Source organism: Methylobacterium sp. ME121 (assembly GCF_000974725.1).
Classification (GTDB): Bacteria; Pseudomonadota; Alphaproteobacteria; order Rhizobiales; family Beijerinckiaceae; genus Methylobacterium; species Methylobacterium radiotolerans.
Map to the genome: position 1 here is coordinate 1 of NZ_BBUX01000105.1, position 15,374 is coordinate 15,374.

The following is a 15,374-nucleotide window of genomic DNA, read 5'->3' on the forward strand; positions in this document are numbered from 1 at the left end:
CGGACTTTGAGCCTGGCCTGTACGGACTGCGTTCCCGCGCAGTAAAAGCAGGCACGCAGTCTCGTCTCGCTATCAGCGCACAATCCGGGATGCGCCCTTGGCCATCAGCGGACTGCCCGGCTGGCATCTTGGCCATGGCCACTTGGTCCCTCCCCCCATTCTTGGCGGTGTAGAGTGCCATATCGGCGCAGTGCATCAGAATCTCGTATCCGCCCACACCGCACGCTTGTGCGATCCCGATGCTGACACTGACTCGCAGCTCAGGGAACTCGGCGACGAAAAGTTGCGCAAAGGTTCGGCGGAGTTCCTCGGCCCGGGCAAGGGCCTCCTCGGGGGAGGCATCCGGCAAAAGGCAGGCGAATTCCTCGCCGCCGAGGCGCCCCAGCAGCGCGTCCTGCGGCAGCAGGGAGGTGGCCATGGCGCAGAAGCTCACCAGCACCGCATCGCCGACCGCGTGGCCATAGCTGTCATTGACGGCCTTGAACCGGTCGAGATCAATAAGCAATAGTACACTATCTCGATGCTCAGCCAGTATAGACTCGGCGGCTTTCGCGAAGGCGCGTCGATTGTGTACGCCCGTAAGCGCATCGGTAGAGGCGGCGATGCGCTGCTCGCGCTCGGCCCGCTCCTTCACAAGCGCCAAGAAGGTGAAGGCCGAGGCGATCGAGAACAGCATGGTCACGAAGCACAGGATCGCCACCCAGGGTGTGGCGATCGGGTTGGATCCGAGTTGTGGTGCCGTCAGGGTCGGCGGGATCCGGACGAAGTAGACTGCACCATGAAGGCCTAGCACAGTGAAAGCCGGAACTCGGGAGGCGAGCCGCTCCGCGCGGCCGCGCCAGATCTCCACGGCGGCCGAACTGCAGTAGAGTGTCGCCACGGCCGAACCATATAGGATCCGCAGCGTAACTGACGCGTAGAAGGCCGGAACCAGGCAGAGGACACACCAGAATATCGCGCCGACGAACGCAACGCCTAGGCGGATCGAACGACCCTCGAAGGAGCGGACGCCGCTCCAGATCAATCCATAAGCGGCCTGAACGAGCACGTTGGCCAGCCCGATGGAAAGCAGGTCAGGGACTTGGTCGCGTAGAGCGATGCCGACGGAACCGATGGCGCCAATGAGATGTGCCGCTCCCCAGAGGCTCAGAGAGCGGGATCCCTGCGACTCACGCCCCGCTACCAGAAGTAACGTGCCAACCAGGAAAGTTGTCGCAGAGCTGGCGATCAGCAAGGTGGCCGGATCAAGGTACATGGAAGTCGCCAACACTTAGTCTGAACAGGTGCGCGTCTATGCACTTCATTTCACTTCCGAGCCGATGAGATCGCTGACGCTCCGCTTCAACTATCAGTATAGCATGTCTTGATTGTGGCAGTAGACCGGCTCGCTCCGAAGCGCTGCATCGCGGAGGTGGACGTTTGCCGCTGCTCAGCCGACCGCCTCGCTGATCCATAATGAGTCTGGGCAGTATGTTTCCGCCTGATCTGGTTTGGATGGCCTGCGCGCCAAGTGCAAATCCGAAGCAGCCCTATGCGATTGAAGGATATTGCTCGGTACCTTGAGTATGATGGCTCTTAATATTGACTTTAATATTCATTCTTTGCAATCGCTGTTTGGCAATCATAACGATATGGGCGTTTTAATTCATAATGTGTCGAGGCGATTTTGCCAGCTATCCTTAAGGGTAGCGCAACGGATGCCGGTGCAGGGACCGGCGCATCAACTCGGTATTTGGCAGTTCCTGATGCGTATCTCCCTGGCCCATAAACTCGTGGCCGTGATCAGCCTGCTCGGCCTCGTCGCCGCCGGCATCTCCGGCTTTGCCCTCCGCCAAGCCGATCAGGAGCAGCAGCGCGCAGCAGCGACCGAAGCGGCCTGGAACGCCGGCCTGCAGGCGCGGACCTTGGCCCAGGCCATCGAGCACGCAGTGGTGCAGGCCACCGCGGTCTACACCGCCGAAGACACCCAGGAGGCCAAAGCCCGGCTCGCCGGGCTCCAGAGCGCCCTCACCGATGTGGAACAGGCGCGCGGTCCCTTTCTCACTGCCATGGACGCGCAACTCTCGCCCGAGCGCAAGCGCAAGCTCGACCTCGCAGTGAAGGAGTTCATCGCCTATCAGACCGAAACAGCCGAAATGGGCCTGACCCTCTCGCCCAAGGCCGCCCTGATCCAGGCCACCGACGAAGCCACGGTGAAGAACCGTGAGCGCATGGTCGCTGAGATCAGCAATCTCGGACGCGAGATGCTGGCCCACCTCGACGCGCAGCGCGCAGCTGTCGCGGAGGAGCGCCATCGGGCCACACTGACCCTTCTGGTCGCGCCGGCCGTCGCTCTGCTTCTGGGTCTCGGTGTCGCCTTCTGGGTTCTCGCAACCCAGATCCAACGACCTCTGCACCGGCTCAAGGCCGCCATGCAGGCGCTCGCTGCCGAGAAGCTCGACGACCAAGTCCCCTTCACGCGTCGCGCCGACGAGATTGGCGAGATGGCGCGCGCGATCGAGGCCTTTCAGGTCGCGCTGATCGAGAAGCGGGATCTCGACGCTGGCGCGGAGAAGCGAGCGGCTCAGGACGCAGTCCGAGCCCAGGTCCTGGCCGAGGCCACGCACGCCTTTGAGCTCGAGACCAAGCGAGCCGTAGCGAGCTTGGCGTGCTCGGCTCAGGCGATGCAGGCCACGGCCGATGCCCTGTCCGGCACCGCCGGGGACACGACGGCGCAGGCTACGCGCGTGGCGGTCGCATCGAGCCAGTCGGTCGAGGTGGTCAACAGCATCGCCGGTGCCGCGGAACAGCTGTCGAGCTCAGCCCGGGCCATCGAGGAGCAGGTACGGCACACGAGCGAGATCGCGGCCGCGGCCCTGGACGATGCGCGCGGCCTGGAGACGACCGTGGTGAGCCTGTCGCAGGCCGCCGGCGAGATCGGAGCCGTGGTGACGCTGATCCGCAGCGTGGCCGCGCAGACCAACCTGCTGGCCCTCAACGCGACCATCGAGGCGGCGCGCGCCGGCGCTGCGGGCCGCGGCTTCGCGGTGGTGGCGGCTGAAGTGAAGGAACTCGCGACGCAGACCGCATCCGCGACGGACCGCATCACCAGCCAGGTCGCGGCGATCCAAGCCGCCGCCGACGGGACGGTCGATGCGATCGGCTCGATCGGTGGCACCATCGCGGAAATGAGCAAGACGGCCTCCGACGTGGCCGCGGCCGCTGAACAGCAGGGACACGCCAGCCAGGAGATCGCCCGCGCTATCGCGGGTGCTGCGGCCGAAGCCCGGACCGTATCCAACAGCATCGGCGGTGTGCAAGAGGCGGCCGCCTCGAACGCGGCACAAGCTGATCAGGTCCGAAGTGGCGCCTCGCAGGTCAACACAGGCACCGCCAGCCTGCAGGCTGCTATCGACACCTTCCTCGACCGGGTTCATGCGGCGTGAGGCGGGTCACGCGCATTCTCGGCAGACCAGGCGCCCCAAGCGAGCCTGAGCACGTCGCGCCGATGATCTAACCCGCGCGTCGTATGAACGCTGCGTATCGCGCTCCAACCTCAGGGTTTGCGGGCCTGCCAGCCTTGTCGGGGGCCAGTTTCTTCGCCTTGCGCTTGCCGACCTTCAGCGCCGCGTCCGCATCCTCGTCGCCGGCCCGCTCGGACAAGGCAAAGTTGTGCAGGTCCGGCAGCGCATCCTGCCCCACAGGAGAGGTCTCAGTCATAGCGTAAAAGGCGGCTCGAACGATCTCCTTCTTGTTCGCCTCAGGGTACCGTTCCCGTATGGCGGCGCGCAAAGCCTTCGGCTTCATCCCCGGCGTCGCGATGCTGCGCAGCGTCGCCGCGATCTCCTCGATGGAGGCCATGCCTTCCTCCTCTCTCAACGAACGCGTCACCTGCCTCTTAACACATGTGACGTTTCGATGACACGGACACACGCCCGGCTTCTTACCTGCGGTGGCTTGTTCACGCCGGCGTGAAGTCATAGCAGATCGACACGTTCCTTCCCGAGACCGGAACGCACTCAGGGCGCTCCTCTCAAAGGAGAGCGCCCGTTTTTGCCTCGCCGTATCGAGACCTCCGCGCGAGCGGCGAACCGTACGGTCCTCGCCGCTCACTGTTCCCGAAGCTGGTCGGCACGCTGGCAAGCATCGACACTTTCTCCAGTTTGCCAACTAGTCGCGAGATTGAGGACTGGATCATAGCCCGGAGACGGCCCCCAACAGCGCGCTGGCTCAAAACCGGTTGACGGCATGCCACTCACTCGCAAATTTCTGACGGCTCCTTCTATTGCATATCTCATCCTCTCATTGCTTCAGCGCTGGCAGGTAAATCGGTCTTATACCCGAACCGGCCTCGGCAGGTGTGTCGGAATTGAGTAAGTATTGATCTCTTCCGATCGCCATTGAAGCGCCGCATCTCACGGCGGCTTCCCGATTTTAATCCAATCTCAACCGCCGCGTTGCATTGGTGATCTTATCTGTCTGTGCGATCTCCCCGGCGACATGTCGATCCAGGCTCAACATCGCCCATCCGACGCGTCGGGCAGCGCAGCTCACATCCTAAGCGAGCGTTGGTCTGCTGCTCGAAAGCCGGGTATGGCGCTGCCTCGCTACGAGGACGTTGCCCTTGGCACGCTCGGACGGTTCGCCGATAGCACCGCCATCGTGCGTCTCGATGGCGATGAACTCTCCATCGTGCGCATCGCACCACACGTCGCAGTTTGGCTGCATGGGGCGGCCGATGGTCAGTCCCCGCGGGAGCGCAGCGACTGCACACGGGTCCTGCGCCAAGTCGTGCACCGGGCCCTGCAAACCGGCCGGCCCGCGCAGGAGGCGGCCAGCCGCGTCGAGAACGGCGTCGTCGAAGTACATCAGATCCTGGTGTTGCCCCTGGAAACGCACTGGGGCTTTCCCGTCGCGCTCGTCCATGTCGGCGAACCCGAGAGCCGATCCAGCCTCGTCGAACAGGTCTATCACTCGACTACCGAGGGGATCCTCGCGTTGATCCCCGTGCGTGATGTCGATGGTGCCCTGCAGGATCTCCAGATCGTCGCTTTGAATGCCGGCGCTGCCACGTTGATGCGCCAGCCGGCCAGCGCCCTGTTGTGGCAGCACCTCTCAGCGATCCGGCTCGGAAGCCGGGCGGAGGATATCGTCACCCGCCTGCACGCTGTCGTCGAGACTGGCGGCCGTATCGATTTCGAGCTGGATTATGTCGTCGATCAGAGGGAGTTGTTCCTCAAAGTCGCGGCCTCAACCTTGGGCGACCTGCTCGTGATCACGCTGGTCGACATCACGGAGTTGCGCACCCGCGAGGCGTCATTCCGGATGATGTTCGAGGCCAATCCGTTGCCGATGTGGGTCTGTGACGCTGCCTCGTTGCGGTTCCTCGACGTCAACGCCGCCGCGGTCGAGCATTACGGCTACAGCCGCGAGCGCTTCCTCACGATGACGGCTCTCGACATCCGGCCCGAGGCGGACCACGCCGCGGTCCAGGCGGTCCTGACGAACCGCGTGAGCCCCTACGACGGCGAGCAGATCTGGCGTCATATCAAGGCGGATGGATCCTCGATCGAGATCCTGCCGTACATACGTTCGCTGATCCTCAGGGGGCAGCCGGCCGTGCTGGTGGCTTCCATCGACGTCACCCAGCGCCGACTCGCCGAAGCGGAGCTGCGAAAAACGCGCAGTTTTCTCGACACAGTCGTCGAGAACATTCCCGCGATGGTGTACGTGCAAGACGCAGTCGCACACCGTCTCCTCCTGCTGAATCGGTCCGGAGAGGAACTGCTCGGCGTGCCGCGGACGGAGCTGATCGGCGAAACCGCCCATGAGCTGTTTCTGGCTGCCGAGAAAGGGCCTGCCGCTTCTCGCGAAGAGCGCGTTCTCCTAACGTCTGATGGCGGCGCTCTCGTCGAAGAGCGCGAGATCAACACACCCGCCAACGGAAAACGCCTCCTCCACATCAAGCAGCTGTCCGTCGCGGATGAGGCGGGACGGCCGCAATACCTGCTCGGGATCGCCGAGGACGTCACTGAGCGGCGCGCCGTCGAAGCGCGGATCGCCCACATGGCGCACCACGACCCGCTGACCGACCTGCCGAACCGAGCCTATTTCCGCGAGCGCCTGTGCGCCGTCCTGGAGCGACAGCAGCGCCGTCCGGACCAGTCCGCGGTGCTTTGCCTTGATCTCAACGGCTTCAAGGGGATCAACGATACGCTCGGGCACGCGGCCGGCGACGCGGTGCTGCGGGTGGTCGCCGAGCGCCTCAGGGCCTGCGTGCGCGCGGAGGACATGGTCGCCCGCCTGGGCGGCGACGAGTTCGCGATCCTGCAGGAGAGCGCGTCATCGCCCGAGGCGGCGGGCCACCTCGCGGCGCGCCTCGTCGAGCACCTGGCCCGACCGTTCACCGTCCTCGGGCAGGAGGTGGTGATCGGCGCCAGTCTGGGCATCGCCGTTCTGCCGGGCGACGGAACCACCCCCGATCTCCTGCTCAACAACGCCGATCTCGCGCTGTACCAGGCCAAGGCGGAGCGACGCGGCACGTTCCGGTTCTTCGAGGCGGGGATGAACGCGCGGGTCCAGGCGCGCCGTGCGTTGGAGCGCGCGCTGCGGGAAGCGCTGAACACGGGTGCCTTGGAGCTGTACTACCAGCCGCTCATGAACCTGCGAGAGAACCGCATCATCGCCTGCGAGGCGCTGCTGCGCTGGCGTCATCCCGAACGCGGCTTCATCTCGCCGGCCGAGTTCATCCCGATCGCCGAGGAGACGGGTCTGATCGCACCGATCGGCGAGTGGGTCCTGCGCGAAGCGTGCCGGGAAGCGTCCACCTGGCCGGGCGAGATCAAGGTCGCGGTCAACCTCTCGCCGCTGCAGTTCCGGCAGCCGGGCCTCGTCCCCGCCGTCGTGTCGGCGCTGGCGAATGCGGGGCTCGATCCGAAGCGCTTGGAGCTGGAGATCACCGAGTCGGTGCTGCTCGTCGACAGCGACGCCAACCTGGCGGTCCTTCACCGTTTGCGCGACCTCGGTGTGCGCATCGCCATGGATGATTTCGGCACCGGGTACTCGTCGTTGAGCTACCTGCGGGCGTTCCCATTCGACAAGATCAAGATCGACCAGTCCTTCGTGCGCGAGCTCGGCGCTAACCGTCACTGCGCGGCGATCGTGCGGGCGGTAGCCGGTCTCGGCGCCGCTCTCGGGATCACAACGGTGGCCGAAGGTGTCGAGACCGCCGAGCAGCGCGATCATCTCCAGCAGGAAGGCTGCGACGAGATGCAAGGCTACCTGTTCAGCCGCCCGCTGCCGGTCGCCGATCTCGCGCGATTGCTCGCCCAGCCTGAGGAAACCGCGCAGGCGGCTTGACGCACTCTGATGCGCGGCAACAGCTGTGCAGTCGGGGTGTGGACGGGACGACTGTCTGGTCCCGCCAACAAGGACTTAGCGCGACCGTGCCGCTCGAGTGCCGCTCGTTTTCTTTTCTGATCAGCCATGGTCTTGCTTTGAGCCCCACGGCGGCTTCAACGCCGACCGCTAAGCGCGCGGCATTCGGTCTACGGTAGCTTTCGTCGTCGAACATCCTGCGCGTGTCGAACGCTTCACCATCACGAGCAGAGGCCCTCGCGGAGCTGCGGGATGTAACGGTCCGCCGCTCTCCGCAGAAGGGCAGAGCTGGTGAAGAGTGGTTGACCCCGATCAAGCGGGTTATTTAGCTCCAGCCTGGTATATTCAACTGAGGCGCTCGACTGTCGCATCGCGAGAGCCTGCCCTCTTGCCGTCGACGTGTGGCGTGTCTCCCGACGCAATGCGTCGCTTGGTCAAGCAGGCGCCAATCTCCTGCGCAGCTTCAGCATAAAGTTTGGCGCGCTGTCCTAACATATTCCGCGTACTGATAGTCCGATTGCTGCTCATCTTCGCGCGCGCCTTATCAGATTTGGATTGCAGCTTGTTGATCAGCTTCTCGTATGCTCCTTCAATCTTGGTGGAAATCTCATCGGCTTCCCGAGCCAAGCGATCTAATTTCTGCGCCATGAGGTTCGCCTCCATCTTCCATACTGGAATCCGATCACCCTCTACGCGCGGCGGCCTTGATGCAGGTCAACGCATCCAGTGCGTCGAACGTTGAATTGCTCAGCGACCGCAGACCGGAATCAGCGACATCATCACGGCCGCGCCGAATGAGCACGCCTCGGAGCGCACCTTCGCGAAGCGGTCCGGAGCCTGACAACGAAGGGTCTCGATCATGGCCATGAACTCACATCCCGCTCACGAGCATCACATGCTTGCGGCGACGCACCATGCCGCGGCGGCTCATCATCACCACGAAGCCGCTCATCACCATGCTCACGGCAACGCGGAAGAGGCGAAGCGCCACTCCACCAGCGCGCACGAGCATGCCGAACACGCGCATCGCCATACGGCCAACGCGCACAAGCATTCCAGCAAATGATTAGAGAGGCAGGACGCGACTTTCGAACGGCGCCCTGCCCAAGGCCGCGCGGACAGATCGTCGGTCGCCCCCGATGCGATCAGCGGCCCGGCTCTATACTGCCCTGAACCGGGCCGCTTACGAACTTTTTCGCAACAAGGGATCGTAGGATCTACTCGGTATGAGCCTCAACCTGCTGCGGGGTGTGATCGTCGCCCGTTGGCTTTGGGCGGTACGATCCTATTGGTGAGACGTTGCGACAAGAAGCTGGCGGTCGGATATCTTGCCCTTAGCCGCGGCGCGATGGCACGAAATGCTGGCTGCGACGGCAGCAACAACGCATGCACGCAGATGCTGGGTGGTGAACATAGGATCTCCTTGAGCGTCACCTCAGCACTCGGTGTCGAACAGCCGCCGCAGAATGGCCGAGCATGAGCAACGTCGTCTCCTTTCCAAACGACCGAAGCCGCAGCGGTTATGGCAGACAAGCGATCGTCGTGACCGTTACCGATCACGACAGGTCGATGCTCACGACCATTGCGATCTTCGCGCCGTCCAAACCGGTGTGCTTACTCGTACCGATCGAGCCCGTGCGGCGGATGCGCGCCATCGCCGCGCTACGCTACGCGCTTACCAGGCTCGAAACGCCCAAAACCGACCCTGAACTCGATCCTGAGCTCGGATCCGACGGGACACTGCTCTGACGCAGCGGCGACTGGACGAAATAACTCTGACCTGACGACAGCGCGTGTCAACCATCCACTTTGAACCGAAGATGCTTTGTCATCCGCTAGTTCTTCATGAGCTTCGGCTGCGGCCGTCAAATGCTCGTGCGTACGACCCCGCGATTCGACGAAGTGTGGTTCACACGGGTTCGGCTGCCTCGCGGCCCCGGCCCCCGTTCGGCCCAAACCTCATTTGGTACGGCGGAACGGCCACCAAGAACGGGGCTGATTGATCGCTTGGCACTGGCTAGCCGAGGTTTTGGCCGGCGGCCGCCGCAGGTTCTAAGCGCGGGATGCGACCACGCGAGGGCCGCCGCTGCCGTCCGTGACGCGGCGCACCGGGAAGTAGGCGGCCTTTCTCGACGCGTTCGGCTATGTCCGGGCGGTCGCGCTTGCGGCGAGCAGCGAAGTCGCCGGCTGAAGTGCCGCCGCAGTTCCGGGCTCTAACCGTAATATTATTACAGCTAGTGGCGCGCCGGCCCAACGTAGCCGTTGATTCAGATCAAAACGCAACTGAGCGCGGGGTGCATCTTGCCTTTCCTAAGCAGGGAGCAGGCTCATGCTGCTTACGAGGTGCCCAGCATGCCGACAACGGCTCCGATCCTCTGCGAGGATATGTGAGAAGTGCGGCGTCCTGACGGGCGTCACGCGCCGCAGTAGCCACGATCCGCCCATTCACGACTGGGTCGGCGTCGGCGTTATAATCCTCATCGCGGGCATATACTTGATCGCACTTCACGCCGTGGTCTATGAGGCGGCGCGCCCGCGACAGCTGCTGCCAGCGCTTACCGCCGAGTGATTACCCTTCTGATCGACGCTCCGGTCAGAAAGAAAACCCGGTCGATCGGGGGAGATCGCCGGGCGGAGTTCCAAGGTTCACATGCTGAGACGGTTCCCAGCGCGGTTGAGCTAGCCTCGATCGCGCGCGATGGCAATCGACTGTCTGCTTACAGCGTGACACTTCCGACAGGATCGTCTCGTGCGGGGGAAAGGTCGTTTCACGGCGGCGCCACATGAAATAGCTACGCTACAACGGTGAGGATTGCGAGTGCGATTGGCGCCGCCAGAACGATGCTCGTATTCCAGCGTGGTCATGTTCGCACGGCAACGATGAGCGAACATTCATCGATTTCAGTGACATCCCTCAATATTCTTAACGCAGTGACATCATAGATGGCAGCGCAACGCCCTGAGGTTGCGCAGAGGAGCTACCTCTTAGCCGAATGCTGACCGAAGTTGCAGATCATTATGCCGGTGAGATGGCAGGTCGATTGCGTGCAACTGAATGTATAGACTTGCTTTTGCGCCTTTCCTATTCCATCCCGCAAAAATCGAGGGGTACACAGGAACGAACGCCGTGAGCGAAGAAGCACAGCAAGCTGGTCTCAACCTCACCGGTCTGGCCGCCGACATCGTCTCAGCCTATGTCTCGAACAACCCTGTGCCGCCTACCGAGCTGCCGGCTCTGATTGCACAGGTGCATTCGGCAGTCGCCAACCTGGGTACAGCCACCGCAGTAGGAGCTGCAGCTTCAGACGCTGAGGTCGCGAAGCCGACGCCCGCCCAGATCCGCAAGTCGATCCGGGATGATGGGATCGTGAGCTTCATCGACGGCAAGGTCTACAAGACGCTCAAGCGCCACCTCACCGCTCATGGGTTTGATCCCCGCGCTTATCGCGAGCGTTACGGCCTCCCGGCCGATTATCCGATGGTCGCGCCGAGCTACGCCGCACAGCGTTCAGTTCTCGCGAGGGCTAGCGGGCTCGGGTCGCATGGTGGACTTGTCAATCAGCGCAAGGCACGGAAGAGCGCCTGATCGGCAGTCAAGCGTGGCGCGCGAGATTGTTCGCGCCTTATTGGCCCTGGAAGGGCAGCACTTGCGCAATCATGCTGGCGACTTCAGGGCATACCGGTCGGCCGAAGGTATCAGCACAGCTTAGCCGAATGATGCGAGCGCCAGAAGTCTCAATCGGAGCACTCTCGATCGGATTTTTAGTTCGACGCTTGGCAGCTCCGATCCAGCGCACCACCCAGTGTTCTCGCCCGCGGCGTAAGGCCGGCGGTTGCTCGCATTTGGACCCGCGCCGGGTCGAGTGGCAGCCATCGCGCTTGATTAGAGACATGGGCGAAGCTCTCCCATGGAGTCTCGGATGCTATCCGTAGCTTCACTGTAAGCTGTGCTGTCTTCTTCGATAGGCCTTGATCTATATCAACCCCTGCGCGGGCTGTGAGCCGGGGCTGGCCGAGGTCGTAGCTAGGTGCGGCGATCGTCGATGAAGGCGATCATGGCCGGAACCGGCAGTCGAGCTCCGCCTGGGTAAAATACGCGCCTGCCTTCCTCAGGATCTCATTGGCTTGCTGCAGTTCGCGCTTCTCTCGCTCGAGCGCCTTAATCCGCTCGCGCTCGTCCGTCGTCGGCCTGCCCCGTACGCCCCGGTCACGTTCGTCCTGTCTCACCCAGTTGAGCAGTGTCTAACCCGAGCAGCCAATCTTGGCGGCGGTCGAGCGGATCGCGCCGTACGGCGAGGCGTGCTCGCCCTGGTGCCCCAGTACCATCCGCACCGCATGCTCGCGGACGTCGGAGGAAAATGGTGGAGTATGCTTCATAATGGCTCCGGTCTCTCAAGAGTGGGAGCTTCCGAAAATCCCGGCGCGGTTCACGATGATGCAATCGGCGGTCGGCCTACCGTGAGCGCTGTGCCGCTCTGGTGCGCGGACGCACCCGCGGAGGGTAACCGGGAGCGAGGCCTGTGCGAGTTCCGAGCAATCGCGAATGCAAGGAGGTCTCCCATGACCAAGCCTACCGCCGCTATCGCCGCTACGCTCCTCCTCACCCTCGGCCTGCAGGGCAACGCCGTGGCCCGTGGGCGCCTCGCCATATCCGCGCCATCGGAGCCGGCCGTGCAGACCGGGGTGATACCGCCTCCCGCCGCCGGCCCGCTGTTCCGGCAGATCATCCGTTCGGGTGTCACGAAGCCGGCCGGTGCCGCCCTCGATGCACGCCTTGGCACCAAGCCCTCCCTCGACGCCGAGAGCCGCAGGCTCAATCACCTGATCCGCACGGCCGTCTGCACCGGCTGCTGAACCACCTACAGCCTCGCTGGAGGTCAACGATGATCCGCGCGCTCCCCGTTCCCGCCTATGCAGGTCCCTCGCTCATCCCCATCGGGCCCGCGGTTCCTCCCTTTGAGTGGGTGCTCCCTGCGGCGGCGTTCGTGCTGCTCTGCGTGTGGAACCGATCAAGCGCAGCCTCGATGACGCGGCAACTCAGCCCGGACGTGCTCCCGATCTGATCATATGGGCCGGGCTTGCGCGCCGACAGGCTCACCGAGGCGTTCGTGAGCGACCTGTTAATTCGGTCAGATGCGGGGCTGTCGAAGGGGCAACAGGCTCCGATGTTCGCGCCAGCGTTCACGCATCGTCTGAGTGTTCGCCCTTCGACCTGAAGGCACGCGGGCTCTCGCCCGTCACCCGTGCGAACACGCGGCTGAACGCGGCGGCGCTATCGTAGCCAGCCTCGGCGGCGACGCGCTTGACCGGCCGCCCCTTGGCGAGGCTGCCTCGCGCGATCATCATGCGCCAGCGCGTGAGGTACTCGATCGGTGTCTGACCGACGACCTCCTTGAACGCCGCGGCGAAGCGCGTGCGCGACATGCCGACGACCTCGGCGAGGTCGTCCAGCGTCCACGCCTTGCGCGGCCGATCATGAATCGCGGTCAAGGCGCGCGAGAGGCGGGGGTCGGCCAGCCCCGCGAGCACGCCGCCCTGGATCAGGCCCCGGGTCATCACGTCGCGCACGACGACGATCAGCAGGTAGGCGAACAAGCTGTCGAGCGCGGCTTGGCGACCATCTCCCTCGCCGAACGCCTCAGCAATCAGGAGCGCGCAGGTCGGCACCAGCACCGGGTGGCGGCTCAGCGGCATGACGATCAATTCGGGGAGGCCATGCGCGATGGGATTGCCGAACCTGCCGCCGAGGTCGACAGTGGCGCAGGCCAGATCCGCCCCGCGTTCGGCATCAGCCACGAACCGGTGCGGGCGCCCACGGGGTAGGAAGAGGAGCGTCGGCTCGTCGATGACGAGATCGTCCTGCCCCGCCAGCACAAGCCGCAGCGCACCGGCCTGCATCAAATGAAGGTGGCCTGCATCGCCAAAATCCTCGGTCTGGCAGAGGTTGCCCGTGAAGAAGGTCCGCGCCGTGGGGGCGGCGTGAGCGAACAGCGCCGCGAAATGGTCCATCTCGACCTCGCCAATGGGACGATCGGCAATGATCCTGACACCTTCGATGCTGCGTAGTCGCTCATAGAGCTGTGGTGCAACCCGCACGGACGTAGTGAAGGACATCTTCCAATGCCCCGCATCACCCCCATCGACCCCGCCCATGCCGATCCCGCCGTCCAGTCGACGCTCTCGGCTGTAAAGGGCAAGATCGGCATGGTGCCGAACCTCTTCACGATATTCGCGCGGTCGCCCGCCGCGCTGAACGGCTACCTGGCCTTCTCCGACGCGTTGACCCACGGTGCCCTGACCGCCAAGCAGCGCGAAATCATCGCGCTGACTGTCGGGCAGGCAAACGGCTGTCATTACTGCCTCTCGGCCCACACCTTGATGGGCAAGGGCGCGGGCCTGACGCCCGAGGACATCCTGGCCGCGCGCCACGGAAAGGCGCAGGACCCGGTCGACAACGCGGTCGCTGCTCTCGCCCGTCGCGTAGTCGAGGCGCGCGGCCAAGTCAGCGATGCCGATCTCGCGAGCGCCCGCTCGGCCGGCCTCGACGACGCCCGCATCGTCGAGGTGATCGCCGGCGTCGCGCTGAACGTGCTCACCAACTTCACCAACAACGTGGCTCAGACCGACATCGACTTCCCGAAAATCGAAGTCGCGCTCTCGGCCTAACGCCCACCGAAGGGGCGCGATGCGCAAGGATCGCGCCCCTTCGGTAAGGCCGCGCCAAGCACGGCGAATTGCGCCAGCAAGCCGGCGCCGATCCCCGACAGCGCGGCCGGTCCGACCATCAGCGCGACACCCAGGCTTCTGCGAGCGGCAGGCCTTCGACGCCGTCCACCTGTGGACATTCCAGGGCCCTCACGCCGCCCGTCACCTATACGAGTCGCACGGCTTCCGGCTTGTAGAGGAGCGGCCCGGACGGCAATGGGAGGCCGAGGTGCTGGAGCAACGTTTCGCGCGGCCGATCACGCGGGCGGATTGATCCTCGGACACAACGGCGCTCGATGGGCGGCGCCGTGTTCGCTTGGTTGCACGGGCTGCGTAGAGGGATGGGCGGAAAGGGGGCGTGCCAGGTCCGTGAAGGGCTGTCGGATTGTCTTACCCTGATCTCCGGGTTTGGGATCGAGGAACAACATGGCCGAGGAGATCAGTATCGGGCCGCTGACGGTGCAGTTCCTATGCTCCAAGTACGCGATGAACGGTCGCCTCGATTTGTTCGAGATGACCGCTCCGCCACACGGCCACATGCCCGTCGCTCACTATCGCCGCGCCTGAGACGGAACCGTCTACAGCCTGACCGTCACCGTCAATGCCGCGAGGCGAGCCGCATGCGCTCCGTCCGAGCTAGACCCTGTTCATGCTACGCAGCACCGCGCACAGTTTTGAAAACCGCAACGGCGCGGTGGCGACCTGCCTGTCGACCCTGATGCCGGGCGTGCTTGGGCAGGGATATTTCCGGGCGCTAGCCGCGCTGGTCGCCGAGGGGCCGCTTACGGGACGTTGTAATGGCCGACTGAATGGCCGGGTTGGGCGCAATCCCGAATGTCTGGTTTCGGGCGTTAGGCCAATACCGGCTGATGGCGCATGTAGTAAGCAATTCCGGCTCCACACAATCGCATGACGTCGTGGCCATCTGTTCGGGCCGAGACCGCGCTCAGGGGGGGCTCGGCGAGCCGTCCCAAGCGAAGACGCCGCCGGTGTCGCTGAGCACAGGTCATCCAGCACGCGCAGGAGATGCGCTGCGCTCTCCTCGGGTGACAGAGGCCGATGGCCGTCGACTCCGGCCGGAAGGGCCGCGACAAGCCGGACGTGACCATGCCTGGATGCATGCCGACTACAATCGCCTTCGGTCGGCTGCTTGCGACCTTGATCGCGAGCGTTCGCAGGATCTGAATCAGCGCCGACTTCGAGGTCCGGTAGGGGTACCAGCCGCCCTGTCGGTTGTCGCCGATCGATCCGACCCGCGCCGACAGGGGCGCGAAAACGCATCGCTCCCGCCGCGCCAGCAAGGGCACGAATGT

At 64.1% G+C, this 15,374-nt stretch carries 12 protein-coding genes and 2 pseudogenes; 7 read left to right on the forward strand and 7 right to left on the reverse strand.

Annotated features, from left to right (window positions below; translation table 11 throughout):
• On the reverse strand, positions 1-1,255 hold a 1,255-nt coding region (locus tag ME121_RS30795), incomplete at its 3' end, for a GGDEF domain-containing protein (protein ID WP_491892920.1).
• Between the two features lie 442 nt (positions 1,256-1,697).
• Between ME121_RS30795 and ME121_RS30800 the strand changes: the two genes are divergently transcribed.
• Complete coding sequence (locus ME121_RS30800) at positions 1,698-3,425, forward strand: methyl-accepting chemotaxis protein (protein ID WP_230366879.1); 1,728 nt, start codon at positions 1,698-1,700, stop codon at positions 3,423-3,425.
• Positions 3,426-3,492: 67 nt separating this feature from the next.
• On the opposite strand, the gene ME121_RS30805 is transcribed toward ME121_RS30800, so the two are convergent.
• Positions 3,493-3,840, reverse strand: a complete 348-nt coding sequence (locus ME121_RS30805) for a hypothetical protein (RefSeq protein WP_051976286.1) — start codon at positions 3,838-3,840, stop codon at positions 3,493-3,495.
• A gap of 732 nt (positions 3,841-4,572) precedes the next feature.
• On the opposite strand from ME121_RS30805, the gene ME121_RS30815 reads away from it, so the two are divergent.
• Positions 4,573-7,338, forward strand: a complete 2,766-nt coding sequence (locus tag ME121_RS30815; RefSeq protein WP_179240068.1) for a sensor domain-containing protein — start codon at positions 4,573-4,575, stop codon at positions 7,336-7,338.
• A gap of 363 nt (positions 7,339-7,701) precedes the next feature.
• Here ME121_RS30815 and ME121_RS34540 read toward each other — a convergent pair whose 3' ends face one another.
• Entirely contained in the window at positions 7,702-8,019 is a 318-nt protein-coding gene (locus ME121_RS34540; protein ID WP_139239583.1) for a hypothetical protein, read from the reverse strand.
• Positions 8,020-8,227: 208 nt separating this feature from the next.
• Positions 8,228-8,389: a hypothetical protein gene (locus tag ME121_RS30820; protein WP_158713310.1), complete on the reverse strand. Its 162-nt coding sequence runs from the start codon at positions 8,387-8,389 to the stop codon at positions 8,228-8,230.
• 443 nt (positions 8,390-8,832) lie between these two features.
• Here ME121_RS30820 and ME121_RS30825 point away from each other — a divergent pair, with 443 nt between their 5' ends.
• Complete coding sequence (locus tag ME121_RS30825) at positions 8,833-9,105, forward strand: hypothetical protein (protein ID WP_139239584.1); 273 nt, start codon at positions 8,833-8,835, stop codon at positions 9,103-9,105.
• Positions 9,106-10,483: 1,378 nt separating this feature from the next.
• Entirely contained in the window at positions 10,484-10,942 is a 459-nt protein-coding gene (locus ME121_RS34545) for a Ros/MucR family transcriptional regulator (protein ID WP_230366880.1), read from the forward strand.
• A 444-nt stretch (positions 10,943-11,386) separates the two neighbouring features.
• On the opposite strand, the pseudogene ME121_RS34550 reads toward ME121_RS34545, so the two are convergent.
• A pseudogene (locus tag ME121_RS34550) lies at positions 11,387-11,733 on the reverse strand (IS3 family transposase); the annotation flags it as partial.
• A gap of 183 nt (positions 11,734-11,916) precedes the next feature.
• Here ME121_RS34550 and ME121_RS30830 point away from each other — a divergent pair.
• Positions 11,917-12,210: a hypothetical protein gene (locus ME121_RS30830; protein ID WP_043387824.1), complete on the forward strand. Its 294-nt coding sequence runs from the start codon at positions 11,917-11,919 to the stop codon at positions 12,208-12,210.
• Between the two features lie 327 nt (positions 12,211-12,537).
• Here the strand turns inward: ME121_RS30830 and ME121_RS30835 are convergent, their stop codons facing one another.
• On the reverse strand, positions 12,538-13,470 hold the full coding sequence (locus ME121_RS30835; protein WP_230366881.1) for a helix-turn-helix transcriptional regulator: 933 nt from the start codon (positions 13,468-13,470) through the stop codon (positions 12,538-12,540).
• A gap of 6 nt (positions 13,471-13,476) precedes the next feature.
• On the opposite strand from ME121_RS30835, the gene ME121_RS30840 reads away from it, so the two are divergent.
• Together ME121_RS30840 and ME121_RS34555 are read left to right on the forward strand one after the other, a co-directional pair.
• A complete protein-coding gene (locus ME121_RS30840; RefSeq protein ID WP_043387826.1) occupies positions 13,477-14,022 on the forward strand; it encodes a carboxymuconolactone decarboxylase family protein in 546 nt (181 codons plus the stop codon).
• A gap of 465 nt (positions 14,023-14,487) precedes the next feature.
• Positions 14,488-14,628, forward strand: coding sequence for a cupin domain-containing protein (locus tag ME121_RS34555; protein WP_158713311.1), 141 nt, complete (start codon positions 14,488-14,490; stop codon positions 14,626-14,628).
• A gap of 284 nt (positions 14,629-14,912) precedes the next feature.
• Here the strand turns inward: ME121_RS34555 and ME121_RS34560 are convergent.
• A pseudogene (locus ME121_RS34560) lies at positions 14,913-15,374 on the reverse strand (hypothetical protein); the annotation flags it as partial.

Coding starts and splice junctions, on each gene's coding strand:
- ME121_RS30800 (WP_230366879.1), top strand. CDS start 1,698: ATGCCGGTGCAGGGACCGGCGCATCAACTCGGTATTTGGCAGTTCCTG.
- ME121_RS30830 (WP_043387824.1), top strand. CDS start 11,917: ATGACCAAGCCTACCGCCGCTATCGCCGCTACGCTCCTCCTCACCCTC.
- ME121_RS30805 (WP_051976286.1), bottom strand. CDS start 3,840: ATGGCCTCCATCGAGGAGATCGCGGCGACGCTGCGCAGCATCGCGACG.
- ME121_RS34540 (WP_139239583.1), bottom strand. CDS start 8,019: ATGGAGGCGAACCTCATGGCGCAGAAATTAGATCGCTTGGCTCGGGAA.
- ME121_RS30840 (WP_043387826.1), top strand. CDS start 13,477: ATGCCCCGCATCACCCCCATCGACCCCGCCCATGCCGATCCCGCCGTC.
- ME121_RS30820 (WP_158713310.1), bottom strand. CDS start 8,389: ATGGCGATGCGCGTGTTCGGCATGCTCGTGCGCGCTGGTGGAGTGGCG.
- ME121_RS30825 (WP_139239584.1), top strand. CDS start 8,833: ATGAGCAACGTCGTCTCCTTTCCAAACGACCGAAGCCGCAGCGGTTAT.
- ME121_RS30815 (WP_179240068.1), top strand. CDS start 4,573: ATGGCGCTGCCTCGCTACGAGGACGTTGCCCTTGGCACGCTCGGACGG.
- ME121_RS30835 (WP_230366881.1), bottom strand. CDS start 13,470: ATGTCCTTCACTACGTCCGTGCGGGTTGCACCACAGCTCTATGAGCGA.
- ME121_RS34555 (WP_158713311.1), top strand. CDS start 14,488: ATGGCCGAGGAGATCAGTATCGGGCCGCTGACGGTGCAGTTCCTATGC.